The following is a 19,179-nucleotide window of genomic DNA, read 5'->3' on the forward strand; positions in this document are numbered from 1 at the left end:
CAATCAATATTTTACTAATCAATATATTACCAATCAATGCCCTTCTGCGCTTTAATGCCGGCATCAAATGCATGCTTGATTGGTCGCATCTCTGTAATTGTATCCGCAAATTCACGCAGCTCACGATGACAACCTCGTCCGGTAATAATGACGGACTGGTTGGCAGGGCGCTGTTTGAGGGCTGTAAGAACATCGGTAAGTTCCAGATAACCGTAGTTGACCATATACGTCAGTTCATCAAGCACAACAAGCTGGATTGAAGAGTCGGATAACAGCGTCAGGGCATGTTGCCACACAAACTGGCAAGCTGCGATGTCAGCTTCACGATTTTGTGTTTCCCATGTAAACCCGGTTCCCATAACATGAAATTCAACACCGTGCTGTGCCAATAGATTCTTCTCTCCGTTTTCCCATGTTCCTTTGATGAATTGGATCACGCCAGCACGTTGCCCATGACCAATGGCGCGGGTAACAGTGCCAAATGCAGCAGTTGTTTTCCCTTTGCCATTTCCGGTGAAGATCATGACAATACCTCGTTCCTGTTGTGCTGCTTCAATGCGGGCATCAACTTTTTCTTTCAGACGTTGTTGTCTCTTTTGGTACTGGCTGTTATCTCTTGTCATTATTTGGCTGGCCCTGCCTTACGGCCCGGTTGAGCATCAAAACTAATGCCTGAATCATGCAAACTGTCCTCCCCCATCAGGTAAAGATATACCGACATAATATCGGCTGGTGTCTTTAATTTCGCCACATTCTCATCAGGAAATGCACTGGCACGCATGGTGGTTCGGGTTCCACCTGGATTAATGCAGTTGACCCGCAGAGGTGTATCCTGGTATTCCTCTGCCAGAACCTGCATTAAACCTTCTGTAGCAAATTTGGAAACAGAATAAGCGCCCCAGCCACTTCTTCCTTCACGCCCCACACTGGAACTGGTAAATACCAAAGAACCATTGGGGGATTTCAGTAACAACGGGATCAAAACCTGAGTCAGCATGAAAGTGGCATTCACATTCACTTGCATAACATTATGCCAAAGTTGAACGGGTTGGTCTGTGATGGGAGCAACAACCCCCAACAAACCAGCGTTATGTAACATGCCATCCAGACGGGGATAACGTTGTGCCAGTTCATCGGCAAAGGTCTGGCACTCTTCAGCAGTCACAGTTAAAAGATCCATTGTATAAACAGTAGCAGGTAAACCGCCTTCATATTCGATCTGCTGTTTAACTGCTTCCAGTTTTGCAGTTGTGCGCCCAAGCAAAATAACCTGTGCGCCGTGGCGGGCATAAGTTAATGCCGCTTCACGACCAATACCATCACCAGCACCAGTAACTAAAATGATTTTCTGTTGCAGCAGGTCATTATTGGGTTGGTAATCTAACATCTGACTATTTTCCATAAACTGTTTTAAATCTGAAGGTGACATATACAATTTATTATCAGAACAAAACTTAGTGCTCTCGTCAAATTGACAAAAGAATGTATGCCCTTTATCTGTATGTGCTTGTATGAGCGATGCTAATGAATGGTTTTGATGGAATAACTTTGATAGAAAGGAATAGCTTTGATGAAATCGAGAAAAGTAAACTGTTAGAGCGCTATCTCAGGTTTTTAGTTAAAATGAAGCGTATTGTTCATCATAAATGAAGAAAGGTGGATCTGTGGAGTATTTTTCTCTATATGGACTGTTCTTGGCCAAAGTAGTGACTATAGTCTTGGCAGTCGTCATTTTGGCAGTATTTTGTATTGGAGTAGGTGTGCGTAAGACGATGCATAAAGGAGAATTACGGCTGACCAATCTTGGTGAGTCATATAAGGAAAAGCAGCGTCAGATGCAGCAGGCTCGAATGAGTGAAGCAGAGCAAAAAATCTGGCAGAAGGAGCTAAAAAAACAGCAGAAAGATGAGGCTAAACAGAAAAAGGCCACGGCCAAAGCTGGTCAGAAAGGTTCACCGAAACCTAGCCTTTATGTTGTTGATTTCAAAGGTAGCATGGATGCCCACGAGGTGGATTCTCTGCGTGAAGAGATTAGTGCTATCCTGGCTGTGGCTGACAGCAAAGATGAAGTTTTAGTGCGTTTAGAAAGCCCCGGTGGGATGGTACATGGTTATGGGCTTGCCGCATCTCAGTTAGCTCGCCTGAAACAAAAAGGTATACGTCTGACAATCGCTGTAGATAAGGTTGCGGCAAGTGGTGGTTATATGATGGCTTGTGTGGCTGATCGTATTATTTCTGCACCTTTTGCTATCATCGGTTCAATTGGCGTAGTGGCACAGCTGCCAAATATCCATCGGTTGCTCAAGAAAAATGATATTGATATCGAACTTCATACTGCCGGGGAGTATAAGCGTACTTTGACTTTTTTAGGCGAAAATACAGAGCAGGGACGGCAGAAGTTTCAGGAAGATCTGAATGAAACTCATAAATTATTTAAATCATTTATTCATCAATATCGTCCTGCTTTGGATGTAGAAAAAGTTGCAACTGGTGAATATTGGTATGGTACACAGGCAAAAGAGCATGGGCTGATTGATGAAATCGGTGTTAGTGATGATTTTTTGATTGCACAAATTGAACACTGTGAAGTTATTGGTGTTAATTATTCTCGCCGTAAACGTGTAGTGGAGCGTTTCATGGGAAGTGCAATGGAGAATGTTGATAAATTGTTTATGCGCTGGTGGCAAAGAGGCCAAAAACCGCTGCTTTGACAGTGAATTGACAGTAAAAACATGCAGTAAGCGTTAACAGATATGACGGATAATATGATGGTTTATGCTTCTATTATCCGCATTATTTTTCATAAAATCAGTGCAAGACTTTTTTGTACCACACTTACTTAGCCGGGATTGTTTCAGTTTTCATCTATTGTGCTTCTCAAAAAAATAAGTTGTTGCGCATCGTTTTTTATCAGGTAGAGTGTGGGATTTTTGTCACGCAGATGGAAGATTTTGTTTACAACGGTTAAACCATACAATTGCATGGTATGCGTTTATGTATAAAATATCTCATATATTTCAAAGGTTTTGGCGGTGAAGTTAAAGTCAAAGATAAAAATTAGTTGATATCTTGTGAATCTATCGCAATATAAAAAGAGATCTATTTTATATACCGCACGCAATATAACTCCGTAATTTTCGCCATCTGAAAAGAAGATAATTAGGTAAAGGTAACTATGGGTAAAGCTCTTGTTATAGTGGAGTCCCCGGCAAAAGCCAAAACAATCAATAAATATCTGGGGAATGACTACGTTGTGAAATCCAGTGTAGGCCATATCCGTGATTTGCCGACCAGTGGTGCGGCAAGTCAAAAGAGTTCGAGCTCATCTACCGATAAGAATAAAAAGAAAACCAAAAAAGATGAGAAAACAGCACTGATTAGCCGAATGGGAGTCGATCCCTATCATGGTTGGGTAGCGAATTATCAAATTTTGCCCGGCAAAGAAAAAGTGGTGGCAGAGCTGAAAACGCTGGCTGAAAAAGCAGCGCATATCTATCTTGCAACGGACCTTGACCGCGAAGGAGAAGCTATTGCATGGCACTTGCGGGAAGTGATCGGCGGGGATGATAAGCGTTTCAGTCGCGTTGTATTTAATGAGATTACAAAGAATGCGATCACTCAGGCTTTTGATAAACCGGGTGACTTGAACCTTGATCGTGTTAACGCACAACAGGCACGTCGCTTTATGGATCGTGTAGTTGGTTACATGGTTTCACCACTACTATGGAAAAAAGTTGCCAGGGGGTTGTCTGCCGGGCGGGTTCAATCCGTAGCGGTTCGGCTTGTTGTTGAACGGGAACGCGAAATCAAAGCATTTGTTCCTGAAGAATACTGGCAGATATATGCGGATTTAATGGCTAAAGGGGACGTTGAGCTCCATATGGAAGTTACCCATCAAGAGGGGAAACCATTCAAGCCAGTTAATGCGGAGCAGGCACAAGCGGCGGTGTCTCTGCTTGAAAAAGCCAGATATAAAGTCATCGATCGCGAAGACCGCCCAACCTCAAGTAAGCCGAGTGCACCATTTATTACTTCTACCTTGCAACAGGCTGCCAGCACCAGACTTGGTTTTGGTGTTAAGAAAACCATGACAATGGCGCAAAAGTTATATGAAGCAGGTCACATTACTTATATGCGTACTGACTCAACTAACTTAAGTCAGGATGCTTTGGGTATGGTTCGAGGTTACATTCGTGACAACTTTGGTGACAAATACCTGCCTAAAGAGGCTAATGTCTATAGCAGCAAAGAGAATTCGCAAGAAGCTCATGAAGCTATCCGGCCTTCTAATGTTGATGTCATGGCTGAAGAGCTGAAAGACATGGAAGCGGATGCCCAGAAACTGTATCAGCTTATCTGGCGTCAGTTTATTGCCTGTCAGATGACACCTGCGAAATACGATTCTACTACGCTGACAGTTCAGGCGGGTGATTTCGAATTGCGGGCAAAAGGCCGTACTTTACGTTTTGATGGCTGGACAAAAGTCATGCCGGCGTTACGTAAAGGGGACGATGATCGTACTTTGCCTGTTGTGGAAACAGGTACTGATCTTGATTTACAAAAGTTGCTGCCAAGTCAGCACTTCACTAAACCACCAGCGCGTTTCAGTGAAGCCTCTCTGGTCAAAGAATTAGAAAAGCGTGGCATTGGCCGCCCATCAACTTATGCATCAATTATTTCCACTATCCAAGATCGTGGTTATGTGCGGGTTGAAAACCGTCGCTTTTATGCGGAAAAAATGGGTGAAATTGTCAATGATCGTTTGGGAGAGAATTTCAACGAATTGATGAACTATGATTTTACGGCAAGAATGGAAGATCAACTTGACCACGTTGCGAATGATCAAGCTGATTGGAAAGGAGTGCTGGATGAGTTTTTCATCAATTTCAGTCAGCAATTAGACGTTGCCAGCAAAGACCCAGAAGAGGGCGGAATGCGCCCGAATCCAATGGTTATCACCTCTATTGAGTGTCCGACCTGTAACCGTCCAATGGGGATTCGCACGGCAACTACAGGCGTATTTCTTGGCTGTTCAGGTTACGCGCTGTCACCAAAAGAGCGTTGCAAACAAACCATTAACTTGATCCCGGAAAATGAAATACTGAATATTCTTGAAGGGGATGATGCGGAAACTAATGCGCTGCGTGCCCGTCGTCGTTGTAGCAAATGTGGGACGGCGATGGATAGCTATCTAATTGATACCCAGCGTAAATTGCATGTTTGTGGTAATAACCCTGCGTGTGATGGTTATGAAGTAGAAAACGGAGAATTCCGTATCAAAGGTTATGATGGGCCTATTGTTGAATGTGATAAATGTGGCTCAGAAATGCACCTGAAAATGGGACGTTTCGGTAAATATATGGGATGTACAAACGAAGAGTGTAAAAATACCCGTAAGATCCTTCGTAGCGGGGAAGTTGCACCACCGAAAGAAGATCCCATTCCTTTACCTGAATTGCCATGTGAAAAATCTGATGCCTATTTTGTCCTGCGTGACGGTGCCGCTGGTGTGTTTTTAGCTGCCAGTACATTCCCGAAATCACGTGAAACACGCGCACCTTTAGTTGAAGAACTTGTGAGGTTTAAGGAGCGTCTGCCGGAGAAACTGTGTTATCTGGCGGAAGCGCCTGTGGCCGATCCTGAAGGTAATAAGACTGTTATGCGTTTTAGTCGTAAGACAAAACAACAATATGTTTCTTCAGAGAAGAATGGCAAAGCGACCGGATGGACAGCATTTTTTGTTGATGGTGCCTGGGTAGTTAAAGAAAAATAATGATTTTGATGTTGGATTGTCAGTCAGTATATTGAAATATAATCAGATAGATATTTCTTTTTTTACTTAAAGTATAACTTTTATTTCTGAAAAGCCAGTTGTCAGGACTGGCTTTTTTTTGTTTTCATTTAGAATGAAAGCATAATATTTCAGTAATGTGTGCTTAATAATCGTTAGCGACCCTAATTATTTGTTATATATATATACAGCAAGTGATATAGTAGTTATATGCCTATAAGAATATATTCTATATGGTTATAAGTGAATAACTATTAGCAATATAGAGCTGATTTAAACTACAAAAACATTCGTACATAACACTACTTAGGGACAGTGCTGATATGAAATTGCAGCAATTACGTTACATTGTAGAAGTGGTTAACCACAACCTGAATGTATCTTCTACGGCGGAAGGGTTGTATACCTCTCAACCAGGGATCAGCAAACAGGTAAGGATGCTTGAAGATGAGTTGGGTATCCAAATATTTGCGCGTAGTGGAAAACATCTGACACACGTTACGCCGGCTGGTGAAGAAATTGTCCGTATTTCCCGTGAAGTCCTGTCGAAAATTGACTCGATTCGCTCCGTTGCCAGTGAGCATACCTATCCGGATCGTGGTTCTCTGTATATTGCCACCACACATACACAAGCAAGGTATGCTTTACCTCCTATTATTAAAGGTTTTATTAAACGTTATCCTAATGTGTCCCTTCACATGCATCAGGGTTCTCCAACCCAAATTGCAGAGGAAGTCTGTAAAGGGAATAGTGATTTTGCAATAGCAACTGAAGCGCTTCACCTTTATAGCGATCTCATCATGCTACCTTGTTATCACTGGAATCGTTCTGTGGTAGTCACTAAAGATCATCCACTGGCAGAAAGGCAAAATGTAACCATTGAGGAGCTGGCAGAGTATCCGATTGTGACATACACCTTTGGTTTTACGGGGCGCTCCGAGTTGGATGTTGCTTTTGATCGTGCTGGTCTTAAACCTAAAATTGTATTTACTGCGACAGATGCGGATGTCATTAAGACATATGTTCGTTTAGGGCTGGGAGTCGGGGTTATTGCCAGTATGGCAGTAGAACCCATTCAGGAGAGTGACTTGGTGCGAATTGATATGCGTGATAAGTTCAGTTACAGCACAACTAAGATTGGTTTTCGTCGCAGCAGTTTTTTGCGTAGTTACATGTATGATTTTATCTGGCGTTTCGCTCCACACTTAACCCGTGATGTTGTGGATAGAGCTATTGCATTGCGGTCTAATGAAGAAATTGAAGAAATGTTCAAGGATATTGAACTACCGATTGTATAAAAAAGTAAAAAGAGCTAATAAGAACCGAGGAAAATAGCAAGAGTTATTTTCCTCGGTTTTTGTCGTTTGTGAATAGCGTCTTTATCTTCTGGATCCTCTGCGATGTTTAGCTCCTCTGGAACTTCTGTTTCCTGCTTGTGAAGGTGCTGATGAACCTTGGCCAAAGCCTAATGAATCATAACTGGGAGGCGCATCATAGCTAGGCGGTGCTTCATAGGAAGGTGCTGAGGAATAGGTGGGTGGTGCTTCATAAGGAGGAGGGTTATGTTCGGATACTGTACTAGATGGAGGCTGAAAACCTCTTCTGTGCAGATTTCTGGTTCTTGGCTGTGTGAGTGGTTGTTGTAAGTTCGATGGCCCTGGAATATTCCCACTCATGTAGTGTTCATAATATTCTTGTGATGGAAGAGGCGTGGACGAGGAAGATTGTTGTAATTGTGACGAAAGAAAAATGTTGTATGAAGATTTAAATTTTTCTAATGCTTCATGTTTATTAGAGCAATATGATAGATGAGGTACAATAGAAAGCATGTATGTACTTAGATTTATATTGTAGGGATGACCACTCCACAATATATACCTTCCAGGACTATTTTGTGTGAACCCCATACTTGCCAATAGGTTATGTATAATGTCGTCTGATATTTGTGGTTCATTCGGGATACGTAATTGACTGAAATCATTATATCTTATGTGTAATGATTTTATTCCATCGGAGCTTCTTGTATATTCCCTAATAAGTCGGTTCTTATGTAACTGCTCGAAATACTTGGCCAAATAAATCATATATCTCTCCGTAAAAATGCAAAACAATTACTATGATAAATAGTTATCCAACTATTATCACCAAATAACAAGCAAATTTTGCTAATGTATACTTGTTGTTTAGTTTCATATGGCATGTTGTTTTCATTCTGAAAAATTATTATTTCTGGAGAGATATTTTTTAATAGGTAATAATAATTTAAGCTAGATTCGTATACTTAACTTATTCAAAATAATACGAAAAGTGGCTTATGATTCTCCTGTGCCGATACTACGCACTTTCATATAATTAGCGAGTTCTTTGTTATCTTCTGTTTTATTTGCCTGTAAGGTAGTAAAGACACCTTTTTGATCGCCTTGATTTTTATGCTGTCCTAATTTCTCCTTAGCGTGTATTTCATTAATGATAATTTTGAATCCGATAATAGCCTGTTGTTGTTTACTAAGGTACTCTTCTGGCATTAATTCGGTATTTTTCATCAACCCAGGCTCATATTTGTTGACTAATTCTTCTAAAGCCAATTTGGTTTCTTCACAGTTTAAAAATTTTGTGACACCGTAACAATGAACAGCCGTGTAATTCCAGGTTGGAACGGCATGAGTGGATTCATACCACGTAGGGGATATATAGGCGTGTGGGCCAGTAAAAACAACTAAAACGTTTTGATTTTCCAGCTCTTTCCAGTGCGGGTTAGCTTTGGCAATATGGCCGTATAAAACACCTCTTTCTCCTTCATGAGGATTAAATATAAATGGAAGATGTGTTCCGGTTAAAGAGGGAGAAACTAATAATCCAAAGCTATAAGTAGAAATAAATTTAGTGATATCTTCTTGGTTTTTCATTTTCATTTTATGAGGTATATACATGTTTGTGACTCCGATATAGATTTGTTCAAGTGGCTTAAGAATAGCGCTGACAAATTGGTATGTTAATTGCTTGGATTATGTATTCAAGCTAAATTTAAAATTCGCCATTAAAAAAATTATCTGATCTTTCTATCGAGGATTGTTTATTTTTAAGGATAAATCGTTCAAAGGCAGTTTTTATCTCAGGATCTTCTAATGCTTGATAATCAAATAATGATACGCAGCAAGAGTAGATAAATTCAACATTAATAGTTTCATTAGAAGCACAATTTGATGTGACTTCTGAATTACTTCTATCAAAATCCAGTTTGTAGAGTTTCATTTTGGGAATATATATCACTTGATCTTCGCTCCCAACAGCTTCAATGACACTTGCTAATGTGAGAGTGGAATAGTGATCGCTATTTTTTTTCAATCCAAGTCTGATGGCATCTCCTTGTTTTTGCAGGAACTGAGAAAAGCTTTTCATACTTGGGGACTGTGTATTCACAACGATATCCATAATGAGCTGTAGTAAATTTGTTGCTATAGAAAATCCTTTCATAACGTGATGGTATGTCTGTTCTTCAATATTTCGGATGCTCACTAAGGGTAGTTTGCCCATAACATCACCCCAAAATTGCACATCTGTTCTGTATTGCCGTCCACGAGTATTGGAATATTTGATGATATAATCAGTAGCAATGGAAGAAAGTGCTATCTGGATTTTCTTTATTTCATTCAGTTTCTTCATAATAGTGGATTTATCACTGAGTTGTGAAGTAATGACAAACTGAACCAGGCCATCGGTATCACTGAATCGATGATCAGACAAGGTGAAATGGTCTTCAATATCATAGAAGAAAAATTGTTCGGCTTGCTTGATCTGATCTAAATATTCTTCACGTTTTGTGATAATTTCTTTATCCATAGTTCACCTCCAATCATTAATAAGAAATAATTATTTTTAGGATATATTCAGAGCACTGAATATCCGTTCCGCTCGTTAATAAAACACATCCATTTTGCGGTTGTCATCACTAAAATTTATCAATAAATGAGGATTTACAGAGTGTTAGTAAAATGTGTGATAGCTGGACAACAATTATTCACGAATATGTTATGTTTAATGGTGTCGCTGATCATAAATATAAAAATGGAGGAGTTATGTCGTTTAAGTTGAAAACGGACTGTGCCTCAACACTTTCCATTAACAATAAATCCATTAACAGTAAATCCCTTGGCAGTAAAACCTACCATTATTACAGTCTGTCTTTGTTATCTGAGCAATTAGGTGAAATATCCCGTCTTCCGAAATCTCTGAAAGTCCTGCTTGAAAACCTCCTGCGTAACATTGATGGTGATTCTGTTGTTGAAGATGATCTGAAAGCGCTGGTGGCATGGCAACAAAGCGGCCATGCAGAGCGGGAGATTGCCTATCGTCCGGCACGTATATTGATGCAGGATTTTACCGGAGTACCTGCTGTAGTCGATCTTGCAGCTATGAGAGAAGCTGTTTTACAGCTTGGCGGAAATGCTGAACAAGTGAATCCATTATCTCCCGTTGATTTGGTGATTGACCATTCAGTTATGGTGGACAAATTCGGCACTGAACAGGCATTTGCAGATAATGTTAAGATCGAAATGGAACGTAACTATGAACGCTATTTATTTTTGCGTTGGGGGCAAAAAGCGTTCAATCGTTTCCGCGTTGTACCGCCCGGAACGGGGATCTGTCATCAGGTTAATCTTGAGTATTTGGGTAAGGCAGTTTGGTATGAAAATCATAACGGAAAAGATTTTGCCTATCCCGATACATTGGTTGGCACAGATTCTCATACTACGATGATTAACGGGCTTGGTGTGCTCGGTTGGGGTGTTGGCGGAATTGAAGCCGAAGCTGCGATGTTAGGGCAGCCTGTCTCCATGTTGATACCTGATGTGGTTGGTTTCAAACTGACAGGTAAATTACGTGAAGGGATCACTGCGACGGACTTGGTTCTGACTGTAACACAAATGCTGCGTAAGCACGGTGTGGTCGGTAAGTTTGTAGAATTCTATGGTGATGGTCTGGCTGATTTACCATTGGCTGACAGAGCAACTATCGCCAATATGTCACCGGAATATGGTGCGACCTGTGGTTTCTTCCCTGTTGATGAAATTACTTTAGATTACATGCGATTAACCGGACGTAGTGAAGATGAAGTTGCACTGGTTGAAGCTTATTGCAAACAGCAGGGGTTATGGCGCAATGCAGGTGATGAACCTATCTTCACCAGTAGTCTGGAGTTAGATATGTCTACGGTGGAATCAAGTCTGGCGGGGCCAAAACGGCCTCAGGACAGGGTTGCACTGTGCGATGTTCCAAAGGCTTTCCAATCCGCTATGGATCTGGATCTCCAGAAAAAACAAGGGGGTCAGACAGCTGTACCTGTGATTTTTGATAACCATACTTTTTCGTTACAGGAAGGTGCTGTTGTTATTGCGGCTATCACGTCTTGTACAAACACCTCGAATCCCAGTGTCTTGATGACCGCTGGTTTACTTGCTAAGAAAGCGGTTGAAAAAGGTTTACAACGGCAACCGTGGGTTAAAACTTCATTGGCACCGGGGTCAAAAGTCGTAACAGAGTATCTGAAACTGGCAGGGTTTATGCTCTACCTTGAAAAGCTAGGCTTTAATCTCGTGGGATATGGCTGTACTACCTGTATTGGTAACTCTGGCCCATTGCCAGATCCGATTGAGGCGGCGATTAAACAGGCTGATCTGACCGTTGGTGCGGTACTTTCTGGTAACCGGAACTTTGAAGGGCGCATTCATCCTTTGGTCAAAACCAATTGGCTAGCTTCTCCACCACTTGTCGTTGCTTATGCGCTTTCCGGCAGCATGAAGAAGGATCTGACCAGAGAGCCAATAGGGCAAGACCGACAAGGCCATGATGTTTATTTGAAAGATATTTGGCCGAATAGCAGAGAAGTGGCTGAAGCAGTCGAAAAAGTCAGAACAGAGATGTTTCATAAAGAATATAACGCTGTTTTTGACGGTGATGAAGATTGGCAGGCATTGGAAGTTGAAAGTTCAGTCACTTATTCCTGGCAGCAAGATTCAACTTATATTCGTCTTCCGCCTTTCTTCAATAACATGACACCGGAACCTGAGCCGATGACTGATATCCATCAGGCCAATATTCTGGCAATTTTGGGGGATTCGGTAACCACGGATCACATTTCTCCCGCAGGAAATATCAAGACTGACAGTCCGGCAGGAAGATATTTGCAGGAACATGGTGTGGCTCCGAAAGATTTCAATTCTTACGGCTCAAGACGTGGAAATCATGAAGTTATGATGCGTGGAACCTTTGCCAATATTCGTATCCGCAATGAAATGGTGCCCGGTATTGAAGGTGGATATACACGTCATATTCCATCGCAAACTCAGCTGGCTATTTATGATGCAGCCATGCGCTATCAGGAAGAGAAAAAACCGCTGGCTATTATTGCTGGCAAAGAATATGGTTCTGGCTCCAGTCGTGACTGGGCGGCGAAAGGAACCAGGCTATTGGGAGTAAGGGTAGTCATTGCGGAATCTTTTGAACGTATTCACCGTTCCAACCTGATTGGTATGGGGGTATTGCCATTAGAGTTTCCGCAGGGTGTCAGTCGCAAAACACTTAATCTGACGGGAGACGAGCGTATTGATATCAACGGATTAAGTGACATCAAACCCGGACAGGTTATTGTGGTAAAAATCACTTATGCCAGCGGGGAGGAAATACGGGTTAATGCCCGTTGTCGTATTGATACCAACACTGAGCTGGCGTATTTCTATAATGGCGGCATATTGCATTATGTGATCCGTAATATGTCGAAATAGCAGAAATTAAATAGCGAAAGCGATATCCAGTGATATATATCCAGCAATAAAAGCTACAAAGTTCAAATCTACAGAAATAAAAACTGCGCCCACACCGACGCAGTTTTTATTTTTCACAGTCTTCATTTTTACAAAAAAAGTTATTAACTGGATTTGGACAATAAATGCCCCATTAAACGAGCTTTTGTATCCAGGTAGTAAGCGTTATTAGGGTTACGCCCGACAACCAGTGGCACTCGTTCGACAATGTTAATGCCTGCTCCTAGCATAATCTCAATTTTTTGCGGATTGTTTGTCAGAAGACGAATAGCACGAACATCCAGTAACTTATACATGTCTGAACACAGAGTGAAATCCCGCTCATCAGCAGCAAAACCTAACTGATGGTTGGCTTCGACAGTATCAACGCCTTGGTCTTGTAATGCATAGGCGCGAATTTTATTCAGCAGACCAATATTACGACCTTCTTGGCGGTGATACAGCAGAACACCCCGGCCTTCCTTGCTGATTTGTGACAGAGCAGCCTCTAACTGAAAACCACAGTCGCATCTTAAGCTAAATAAAGCATCTCCCGTCAGGCATTCTGAATGGATGCGGGATAAAACAGGGTTATCACCTGAAATGTCACCATACACGAGGGCAACATGGTCACGGCCTGTTTCTATCTCTTCAAACCCAATCATCACAAATTCGCCCCAGGGAGTAGGCAGCTTAGCTTCAGCTACTCGTTTTAGCTGCATTTTTGTATTCATATGTTGATTTAGCTCGTTATATACCCGTCGTTTTCAAGCCACAGTTTGTTGGCGGTTTTCGTTCACCCAGTCACCTAGCTATCTATGCTCCCGGAGATCTTTTCCCTTAACCGTCACGCTGCATCTTGAATTCAATAGGGTATAAATATTGTGATACTTAGAACAATACCAGTTTGGAAATCAGCTAAAATCGCGCAAAATTTTCTCTGATTACAGCGCATGTACGCGTTCGGATTATAACAGAAATTATATTTTTGTCCGTAGATAAAGATGTTTGCAGATAACACATGAGAGAAATTAATTACAGTAATTTAGCATGCTAAACTATAAACGTATTTTGGGAGAAAGATTGGATGTTGTCATTTCAATATAGTGACGGAACTGCGGGGAAGCGAAGTAGAATATTGCCACAAAAAGGGATAAATATTGGTTTGGTGCGATAAAGTGCTTCCTTTGCGTAGACGAGAAATGCTAATTTAACAAGCCGCTATGTCTGTTATTCGGCATATTAATCAGCAACAATCGATAACAGGAAACAATGTGAAATATTTTGTGATTTTATTACTGGCACTGGTTGTTTTTGTTATCTCAGTCACTCTGGGAACGAATAATAATCAAGTAGTAACATTTAATTATCTGATTGCCAAAGGCGATTATTCGATATCCACTCTGCTGGCGGTATTGTTTGCCATCGGTTTTGCTCTTGGATGGGGAATTTGTGGGGGATTTTATCTGCGTACCTGTATGTCACTAAGACGCGCCAAACGTAAAATTAAGCGTCTGGAGACTCAGTTGGAACAACCAGTTGAGCTACCCGCTAAAGAACCAGCCGCTAAAACTGCCTCTCCAGTAGTTTTAAACAAGGAATAATTCTCCATGTTAGAGCTGTTGTTTCTGTTGCTTCCCATTGCTGCAGCTTATGGTTGGTATATGGGACGCAGAAGTGCTCAACAAGATAAGCAGCAATCCGCAAACCGCCTGTCGCGTGAATATGTTAATGGTGTTAATTTTTTACTCTCCAATCAGCAAGACAAGGCGGTTGATCTATTTCTTGATATGCTAAAGGAAGATAGTTCAGCGTTTGAAGCGCATTTAACGCTAGGCAATCTGTTCCGTTCTCGTGGTGAAGTTGAAAGAGCCATCCGTATTCACCAATCCCTTATGGAAAGCGCCTCCCTGACATTTGAACAACGTTTACTCGCTATTCAGCAGCTTGGAAGAGATTATACAGTGGCCGGGCTGTATGACCGTGCAGAAAATATGTTTGTTCAGTTAGTCAATGAAAAGGATTTTCGTGAGAATGCATTTAACTCCTTGCTAACTATTTATCAATCAACCAGCGACTGGAGCAAAGCTATTGATGTCGCTGAGAAATTGGTCAAATTGGGTAAACAGCAGTTTCGGGAAGAGATTGCCCACTTTTATTGTGAATTGGCTTTGCAAGGTATGGGAGAAGAGGATTTCAGTAATGCCATTGGGTATTTGAGCAAAGCAGCTCAGGCAGATAAGAATTGTGCCCGTGTTTCGATCATGCTCGGTCGTATTTATATGGCGCAAAAAGAATATCTCAAAGCGATTGAGGTACTTAAACGCATTCTTGAGCAGGATAAACAGTTAGTCAGCGAATCCTTGCCAATGTTGCAGGAGTGTTATCAGAATCTTGCCCAACCAGAAGAGTGGGAAACATTTGTTCGACGCTGTGTAGAAGAAGATTGCGGTGCAATTGCTGAACTTCATTTGGCTGATATTGTTGAGAAAAAAGAGGGGCGTGATATCGCCCAAAATTACATTAATCGTCAATTGGAAAGTCACCCGACAATGCGTCTATTTTATCGCCTGATGGATTACCATTTGGCAGATGCAGAAGAAGGCCGGGCGAAAGAAAGTTTAATCCTTCTGCGTAATATGGTGGGTGAGCAGATCCGAACTAAACCAGATTATCGATGCTATAAATGTGGCTTTACTTCTCGCTCCCTTTATTGGCATTGCCCTTCATGTCGCTCATGGGACACCATCAAACCCATTCGTGGCTTAGATGGTCAGTGACAGTGTCACGATTATTGGTGGCACTTTTCGACATGTTTTTTTCATTTATGAAGTTTTCATTCACGAAATAAAGTTCATTAGTAAATTAAAGGCCGAAGAATGACATCTCATACAACCCAAGCTTTAGGTAAACAGATTGAATCACCCGTTGTTGTTGCATTGGATTATGACAATCAGGATGCAGCACTGGCATTCGTCGATAAGATTGATCCACAGTCCTGCCGTCTGAAAGTGGGTAAGGAGATATTTACATTAAATGGCCCACAATTTATTCAGGTATTACATCAACGTGGTTTTGACGTGTTTTTGGATCTCAAGTTTCATGATATTCCTAACACAACTGCAAGAGCCGTGGCTGCGGCGGCAGAATTGGGGGTTTGGATGGTCAATGTTCACGCCAGTGGCGGGGAGAGAATGATGACCGCAGCCAAAGAGGCATTATTGCCTTATGGTAAAGATGCTCCGTTGTTAATTGCCGTAACTGTTTTGACCAGCATGGAACAGTCTGACCTGTTGGGAACAGGTATTAATGTGGCACCAGCACAACATGCTGAACGTCTGGCAAAATTAACCAAACAATGTGGCTTAGATGGTGTGGTTTGTTCAGCCCATGAAGCTCAGCAATTGAAAGCGGTATGTGGTCAGGAATTCAAATTGATTACACCGGGTATTCGTCCTGAAGGTTCAGATGCCGGAGATCAACGCCGTATTATGACGCCACCACAAGCCATTCAGGCAGGTGTGGATTATATGGTCATTGGTCGTCCGATTACTCGTGCTGAAAATCCCGCACTGGCATTACAGCGAATTAATCAATCTATTGGGATCGTTCATGGATAATAATTCTCGCCTGGTGTATTCGACAGATATTGGTCGTATTCAAGAAGAAAAAGTGGCATCTGTTCGTCCTAAAGGTGATGGTATCGTGCGTATTCAACGTCAAACCAGTGGGCGTAAAGGGAAAGGAGTTTGTGTGATCACAGGTATTGATGTTGATGACCAAACGCTTGCCAAGCTAGCCGCAGAATTGAAGAAAAAATGTGGTTGTGGTGGCTCTGCTAAGGATGGTGAAATTGAAATCCAGGGTGATAAGCGTGATTTGCTGAAACAATTACTGGAAGCGAAAGGAATGAAAGTGAAATTAGCTGGTGGCTGATTTAGTTTCTCATCCTCACCTGATACTCATTTCATAAATTTCACAAGCTATGCAGTAAATTAACTGCGTAGCTTGTGATAATAGTCTACACCTGTCGTCTTTCAAGTTGTAGCTTTGTTGGCTGCGCTACTCTTTTTTCAACTATACCTCGGTCACCGTTTTTATAAACATACAGCTCATCTACAGTAGGCTTTCTCAAATAACGTCCAGACATTAATCTTTTAAAATCAGAAGACTATAATTTGGGTCTGAGATGATTTCTGATTCTTCAAATGGTAAATGTAACCATTGTTTAGCCTTATAGAAACGGGTGGAGTCACTATAATGCGGCGAAGCAGGATCATCTGACAATGAGGTTAATAGTGAAGTATAAGCTTCTACTTTATTATTTGGAAAACCAATAAGCTGTAAGTAACTGTTGCCAAAGGTATCGAGTTTTGTATCATCGATCTTTTTTACACAAGCGATAGTGAAATACCCGATTTCATCACAGCCACCATATAAAGGGACACGATTATTTCCTCGCGATAAATATAAATAGTCACCCCGTTGTGCATTCAGTGATAATCCACGGTGATTTAAATCCAGCACAGTGGCTCCCAGTGCTTGCCGGAGTGTTTCTGTTATATCAGCATGCAGTTTACGTGGTGTATTTAATGGATCATTTTTGTTAAAGGGAATGGCAAATAAAATGTGATCCGGTAAATCCAGCAGACGATCCCAAACACCATCCCAAATATGTGCTCCTTGCGCGGTGATATTACCTTTATTATCCCAAGCCTTTAAAATATGGCAGGCTGTGGTTACATTAACTCGTTGCGGAGAGGAGTAGGTTATGTCATTCAGAGGGTCATGTTGTACATCGACCAGCGGTGAATGACAGGCTTTTTCTAACAGTTGGGATTTGAATAATTCAGCGGTCAAAACGCGACTGTTCAAAACCATTTTCTGGAGTACTTCATTATTGATGAATTTCCCCGGATATTGATCACGACCCTGTAAACGTTCTTGTACCATTATATGGCCTAAACGTGTACGCATACTGACAGGCTTATTACCATCGGGGCCAAAGATGACAGGATAACCCGTCAAGGGTGATTGGGGATTGGTAAGCCAATAACTGTCGTTCATATTGGCGACATAGTCAGTGCGTAGCAAATTGGGCATTCGCGCTGGCCCTACAGCACCGGTTTGAACTGAGTCAGGGTCACTTTGCCAATCGCAGAAACTGTGTGAACCGTCAAAAAATGGAATGCCCGGAGCCAATTGAGCAGCCAAGATTTGGCGGGATTTGGTGGTACAAATTTTCACTTGCTCTGGGGAAACATTAGGGACAGCCCCCATATCCGCATACCAGGCCTGATCATTGCCACGACCAACGGCGACGGTATTCACCCAGGGCATAGCCGCTTCTTGCTGTTGGATAGCAATAAATTCGTCAAGAGAACGAGATTGACCCCAGCGTAACCAGTTTCGCCATAAGCGGAAATTTTCTTGATTAATATCGCGAACTGCAAATGCTTTTTCTGTGTCCCAACGTAGTGGGGAAAGATTCACCAGTGGCCCATATTCTGACTTATACAATGTGCGAGTAACGGGAGTCAAAGCGCCAGAATCTTGTTTAACTTGAACTGTAATGATGTTGGCTTGCATTTTTATTTTTTTGCCATCACGGAGGTAACTTAATGGATCATCAGGTGCCAAACTGAGTTCATAAAAACCCATGCGGGCTGCTACCGAATTGGTATGACTCCATGCAATATTATCGTTAAAGCCAATTTGGATAATGGGAATACCTAAAAACGACGCTCCGCTAACATTGATTTCACCAGGGATTGTGAATTGAGCTTGGTAGAAACGGTCTGGGCCAAACCAAAACCAATGCGGGTTGCCAAATAATAGAGGGGAGTCTGAATTGGTAGCTTGTGTTCCAAATCCATAAACATTACTGCCAACGCCTCTACTTGCCAAACGGTTCAAATGAAATGAAGCTATCGACACTGGTGATTCTGGGGGTGAAATATCTGTAGTTGATAATGTAGTGGGAGGTTGGGCACTGACAATATTAGTTAACATACGGGTATACCCTTCCGCGAATAAGACAGCGTACATACGTCGGTAAATATCCTGTTCACTGATTGGCTGTATCCAGGCTTTATTGCGGCAAGCGTGATGAGCAGTGTTATGAAGGGGTAATTCGTGCAGGTATCGGTTATAACCAGCCGTAAAGCCGGAAACAAGCTGTTTGACTTTTTCAGGTTGGGCTTGAATCATACGCTCCAGCATATCTTCTGAAAGAATATGGCGGTGATAAAAATCAGAATCCAGATTTTTCACTCTATCCGTTATCCCTTCATAAACCAGTGTGGCTTGTCCGCCAAAATATCGGGATCGTTCGCCACGATAAGTCAGCAAGGAATCTGCTATAGTACAAAGGTTGTCCTGTGCCTGAACATAACCATAGCCATAACCTAATCCAACCCAATTTTTGGCTTTAATATGTGGAATTCCTAAACTGGTGCGACGTATTTCTGCATATTTATCCAAATGACTATTAGCTTGGGTCGTAGGAGTGTGATGTAGACAACCCGCCAATAAGCTTGAGCTAAAAATGAAGGTAAACATTTTAAGGCAGGATTTTATTCTTATCGT

The 19,179-nt window shown here is 41.8% G+C and carries 14 protein-coding genes; 8 read left to right on the forward strand and 6 right to left on the reverse strand.

Going from position 1 to position 19,179, the window contains the following annotated elements; genetic code table 11:
- Positions 1-26: 26 nt before the first annotated feature.
- On the reverse strand, positions 27-623 hold the full coding sequence (cobO, locus tag HGO23_RS09720) for a cob(I)yrinic acid a,c-diamide adenosyltransferase (protein WP_099135248.1): 597 nt from the start codon (positions 621-623) through the stop codon (positions 27-29).
- Positions 623-1,387: a YciK family oxidoreductase gene (locus tag HGO23_RS09725; RefSeq protein ID WP_209028655.1), complete on the reverse strand. Its 765-nt coding sequence runs from the start codon at positions 1,385-1,387 to the stop codon at positions 623-625. Before HGO23_RS09725 ends, cobO begins: the two co-directional genes overlap by 1 nt.
- Positions 1,388-1,664: 277 nt before the next feature.
- Between HGO23_RS09725 and sohB the strand changes: the two genes are divergently transcribed.
- From sohB to cysB, 3 genes are all read left to right on the forward strand, one after another.
- Positions 1,665-2,711: a protease SohB gene (sohB, locus tag HGO23_RS09730; RefSeq protein WP_099135330.1), complete on the forward strand. Its 1,047-nt coding sequence runs from the start codon at positions 1,665-1,667 to the stop codon at positions 2,709-2,711.
- Between the two features lie 464 nt (positions 2,712-3,175).
- Complete coding sequence (gene topA / locus HGO23_RS09735; RefSeq protein ID WP_209028656.1) at positions 3,176-5,773, forward strand: type I DNA topoisomerase; 2,598 nt, start codon at positions 3,176-3,178, stop codon at positions 5,771-5,773.
- Between the two features lie 341 nt (positions 5,774-6,114).
- Positions 6,115-7,089, forward strand: coding sequence for an HTH-type transcriptional regulator CysB (cysB, locus tag HGO23_RS09740; RefSeq protein WP_099135251.1), 975 nt, complete (start codon positions 6,115-6,117; stop codon positions 7,087-7,089).
- A gap of 1,014 nt (positions 7,090-8,103) precedes the next feature.
- On the opposite strand, the gene HGO23_RS09745 is transcribed toward cysB, so the two are convergent.
- Positions 8,104-8,721 carry an FMN-binding negative transcriptional regulator gene (locus HGO23_RS09745; protein ID WP_209028657.1) on the reverse strand — a complete coding sequence of 206 codons (618 nt, stop codon included), beginning with the start codon at positions 8,719-8,721 and terminating at the stop codon, positions 8,104-8,106.
- 94 nt (positions 8,722-8,815) lie between these two features.
- Positions 8,816-9,631, reverse strand: coding sequence for a hypothetical protein (locus HGO23_RS09750; protein ID WP_099135253.1), 816 nt, complete (start codon positions 9,629-9,631; stop codon positions 8,816-8,818).
- Between the two features lie 236 nt (positions 9,632-9,867).
- Here HGO23_RS09750 and acnA point away from each other — a divergent pair, with 236 nt between their 5' ends.
- Positions 9,868-12,573 carry an aconitate hydratase AcnA gene (gene acnA / locus HGO23_RS09755; protein WP_209028658.1) on the forward strand — a complete coding sequence of 902 codons (2,706 nt, stop codon included), beginning with the start codon at positions 9,868-9,870 and terminating at the stop codon, positions 12,571-12,573.
- A gap of 143 nt (positions 12,574-12,716) precedes the next feature.
- Here acnA and ribA read toward each other — a convergent pair whose 3' ends face one another.
- Entirely contained in the window at positions 12,717-13,313 is a 597-nt protein-coding gene (ribA, locus tag HGO23_RS09760) for a GTP cyclohydrolase II (RefSeq protein ID WP_099135254.1), read from the reverse strand.
- Between the two features lie 552 nt (positions 13,314-13,865).
- Here ribA and HGO23_RS09765 point away from each other — a divergent pair.
- The 4 genes from HGO23_RS09765 (at position 13,866) to yciH (ending at position 16,527) form a co-directional block, all read left to right on the forward strand.
- Complete coding sequence (locus tag HGO23_RS09765; RefSeq protein WP_099135255.1) at positions 13,866-14,195, forward strand: LapA family protein; 330 nt, start codon at positions 13,866-13,868, stop codon at positions 14,193-14,195.
- 6 nt (positions 14,196-14,201) lie between these two features.
- Positions 14,202-15,371, forward strand: a complete 1,170-nt coding sequence (lapB, locus tag HGO23_RS09770) for a lipopolysaccharide assembly protein LapB (RefSeq protein WP_099135256.1) — start codon at positions 14,202-14,204, stop codon at positions 15,369-15,371.
- A 99-nt stretch (positions 15,372-15,470) separates the two neighbouring features.
- On the forward strand, positions 15,471-16,211 hold the full coding sequence (pyrF, locus tag HGO23_RS09775; RefSeq protein ID WP_209028659.1) for an orotidine-5'-phosphate decarboxylase: 741 nt from the start codon (positions 15,471-15,473) through the stop codon (positions 16,209-16,211).
- Positions 16,204-16,527 (forward strand): stress response translation initiation inhibitor YciH, encoded by a 324-nt coding sequence (yciH, locus tag HGO23_RS09780; RefSeq protein WP_099135258.1) that lies wholly within the window; start codon positions 16,204-16,206, stop codon positions 16,525-16,527. The genes pyrF and yciH overlap by 8 nt, the downstream gene beginning before the upstream one ends.
- 213 nt (positions 16,528-16,740) lie before the next feature.
- Here the strand turns inward: yciH and HGO23_RS09785 are convergent, their stop codons facing one another.
- Entirely contained in the window at positions 16,741-19,074 is a 2,334-nt protein-coding gene (locus HGO23_RS09785) for a penicillin acylase family protein (RefSeq protein ID WP_244967933.1), read from the reverse strand.
- Positions 19,075-19,179: the final 105 nt, after the last annotated feature.

Origin of the sequence: Xenorhabdus budapestensis (assembly GCF_017743015.1) — a bacterium.
In the GTDB taxonomy this organism is placed as follows: Bacteria; Pseudomonadota; Gammaproteobacteria; order Enterobacterales; family Enterobacteriaceae; genus Xenorhabdus; species Xenorhabdus budapestensis.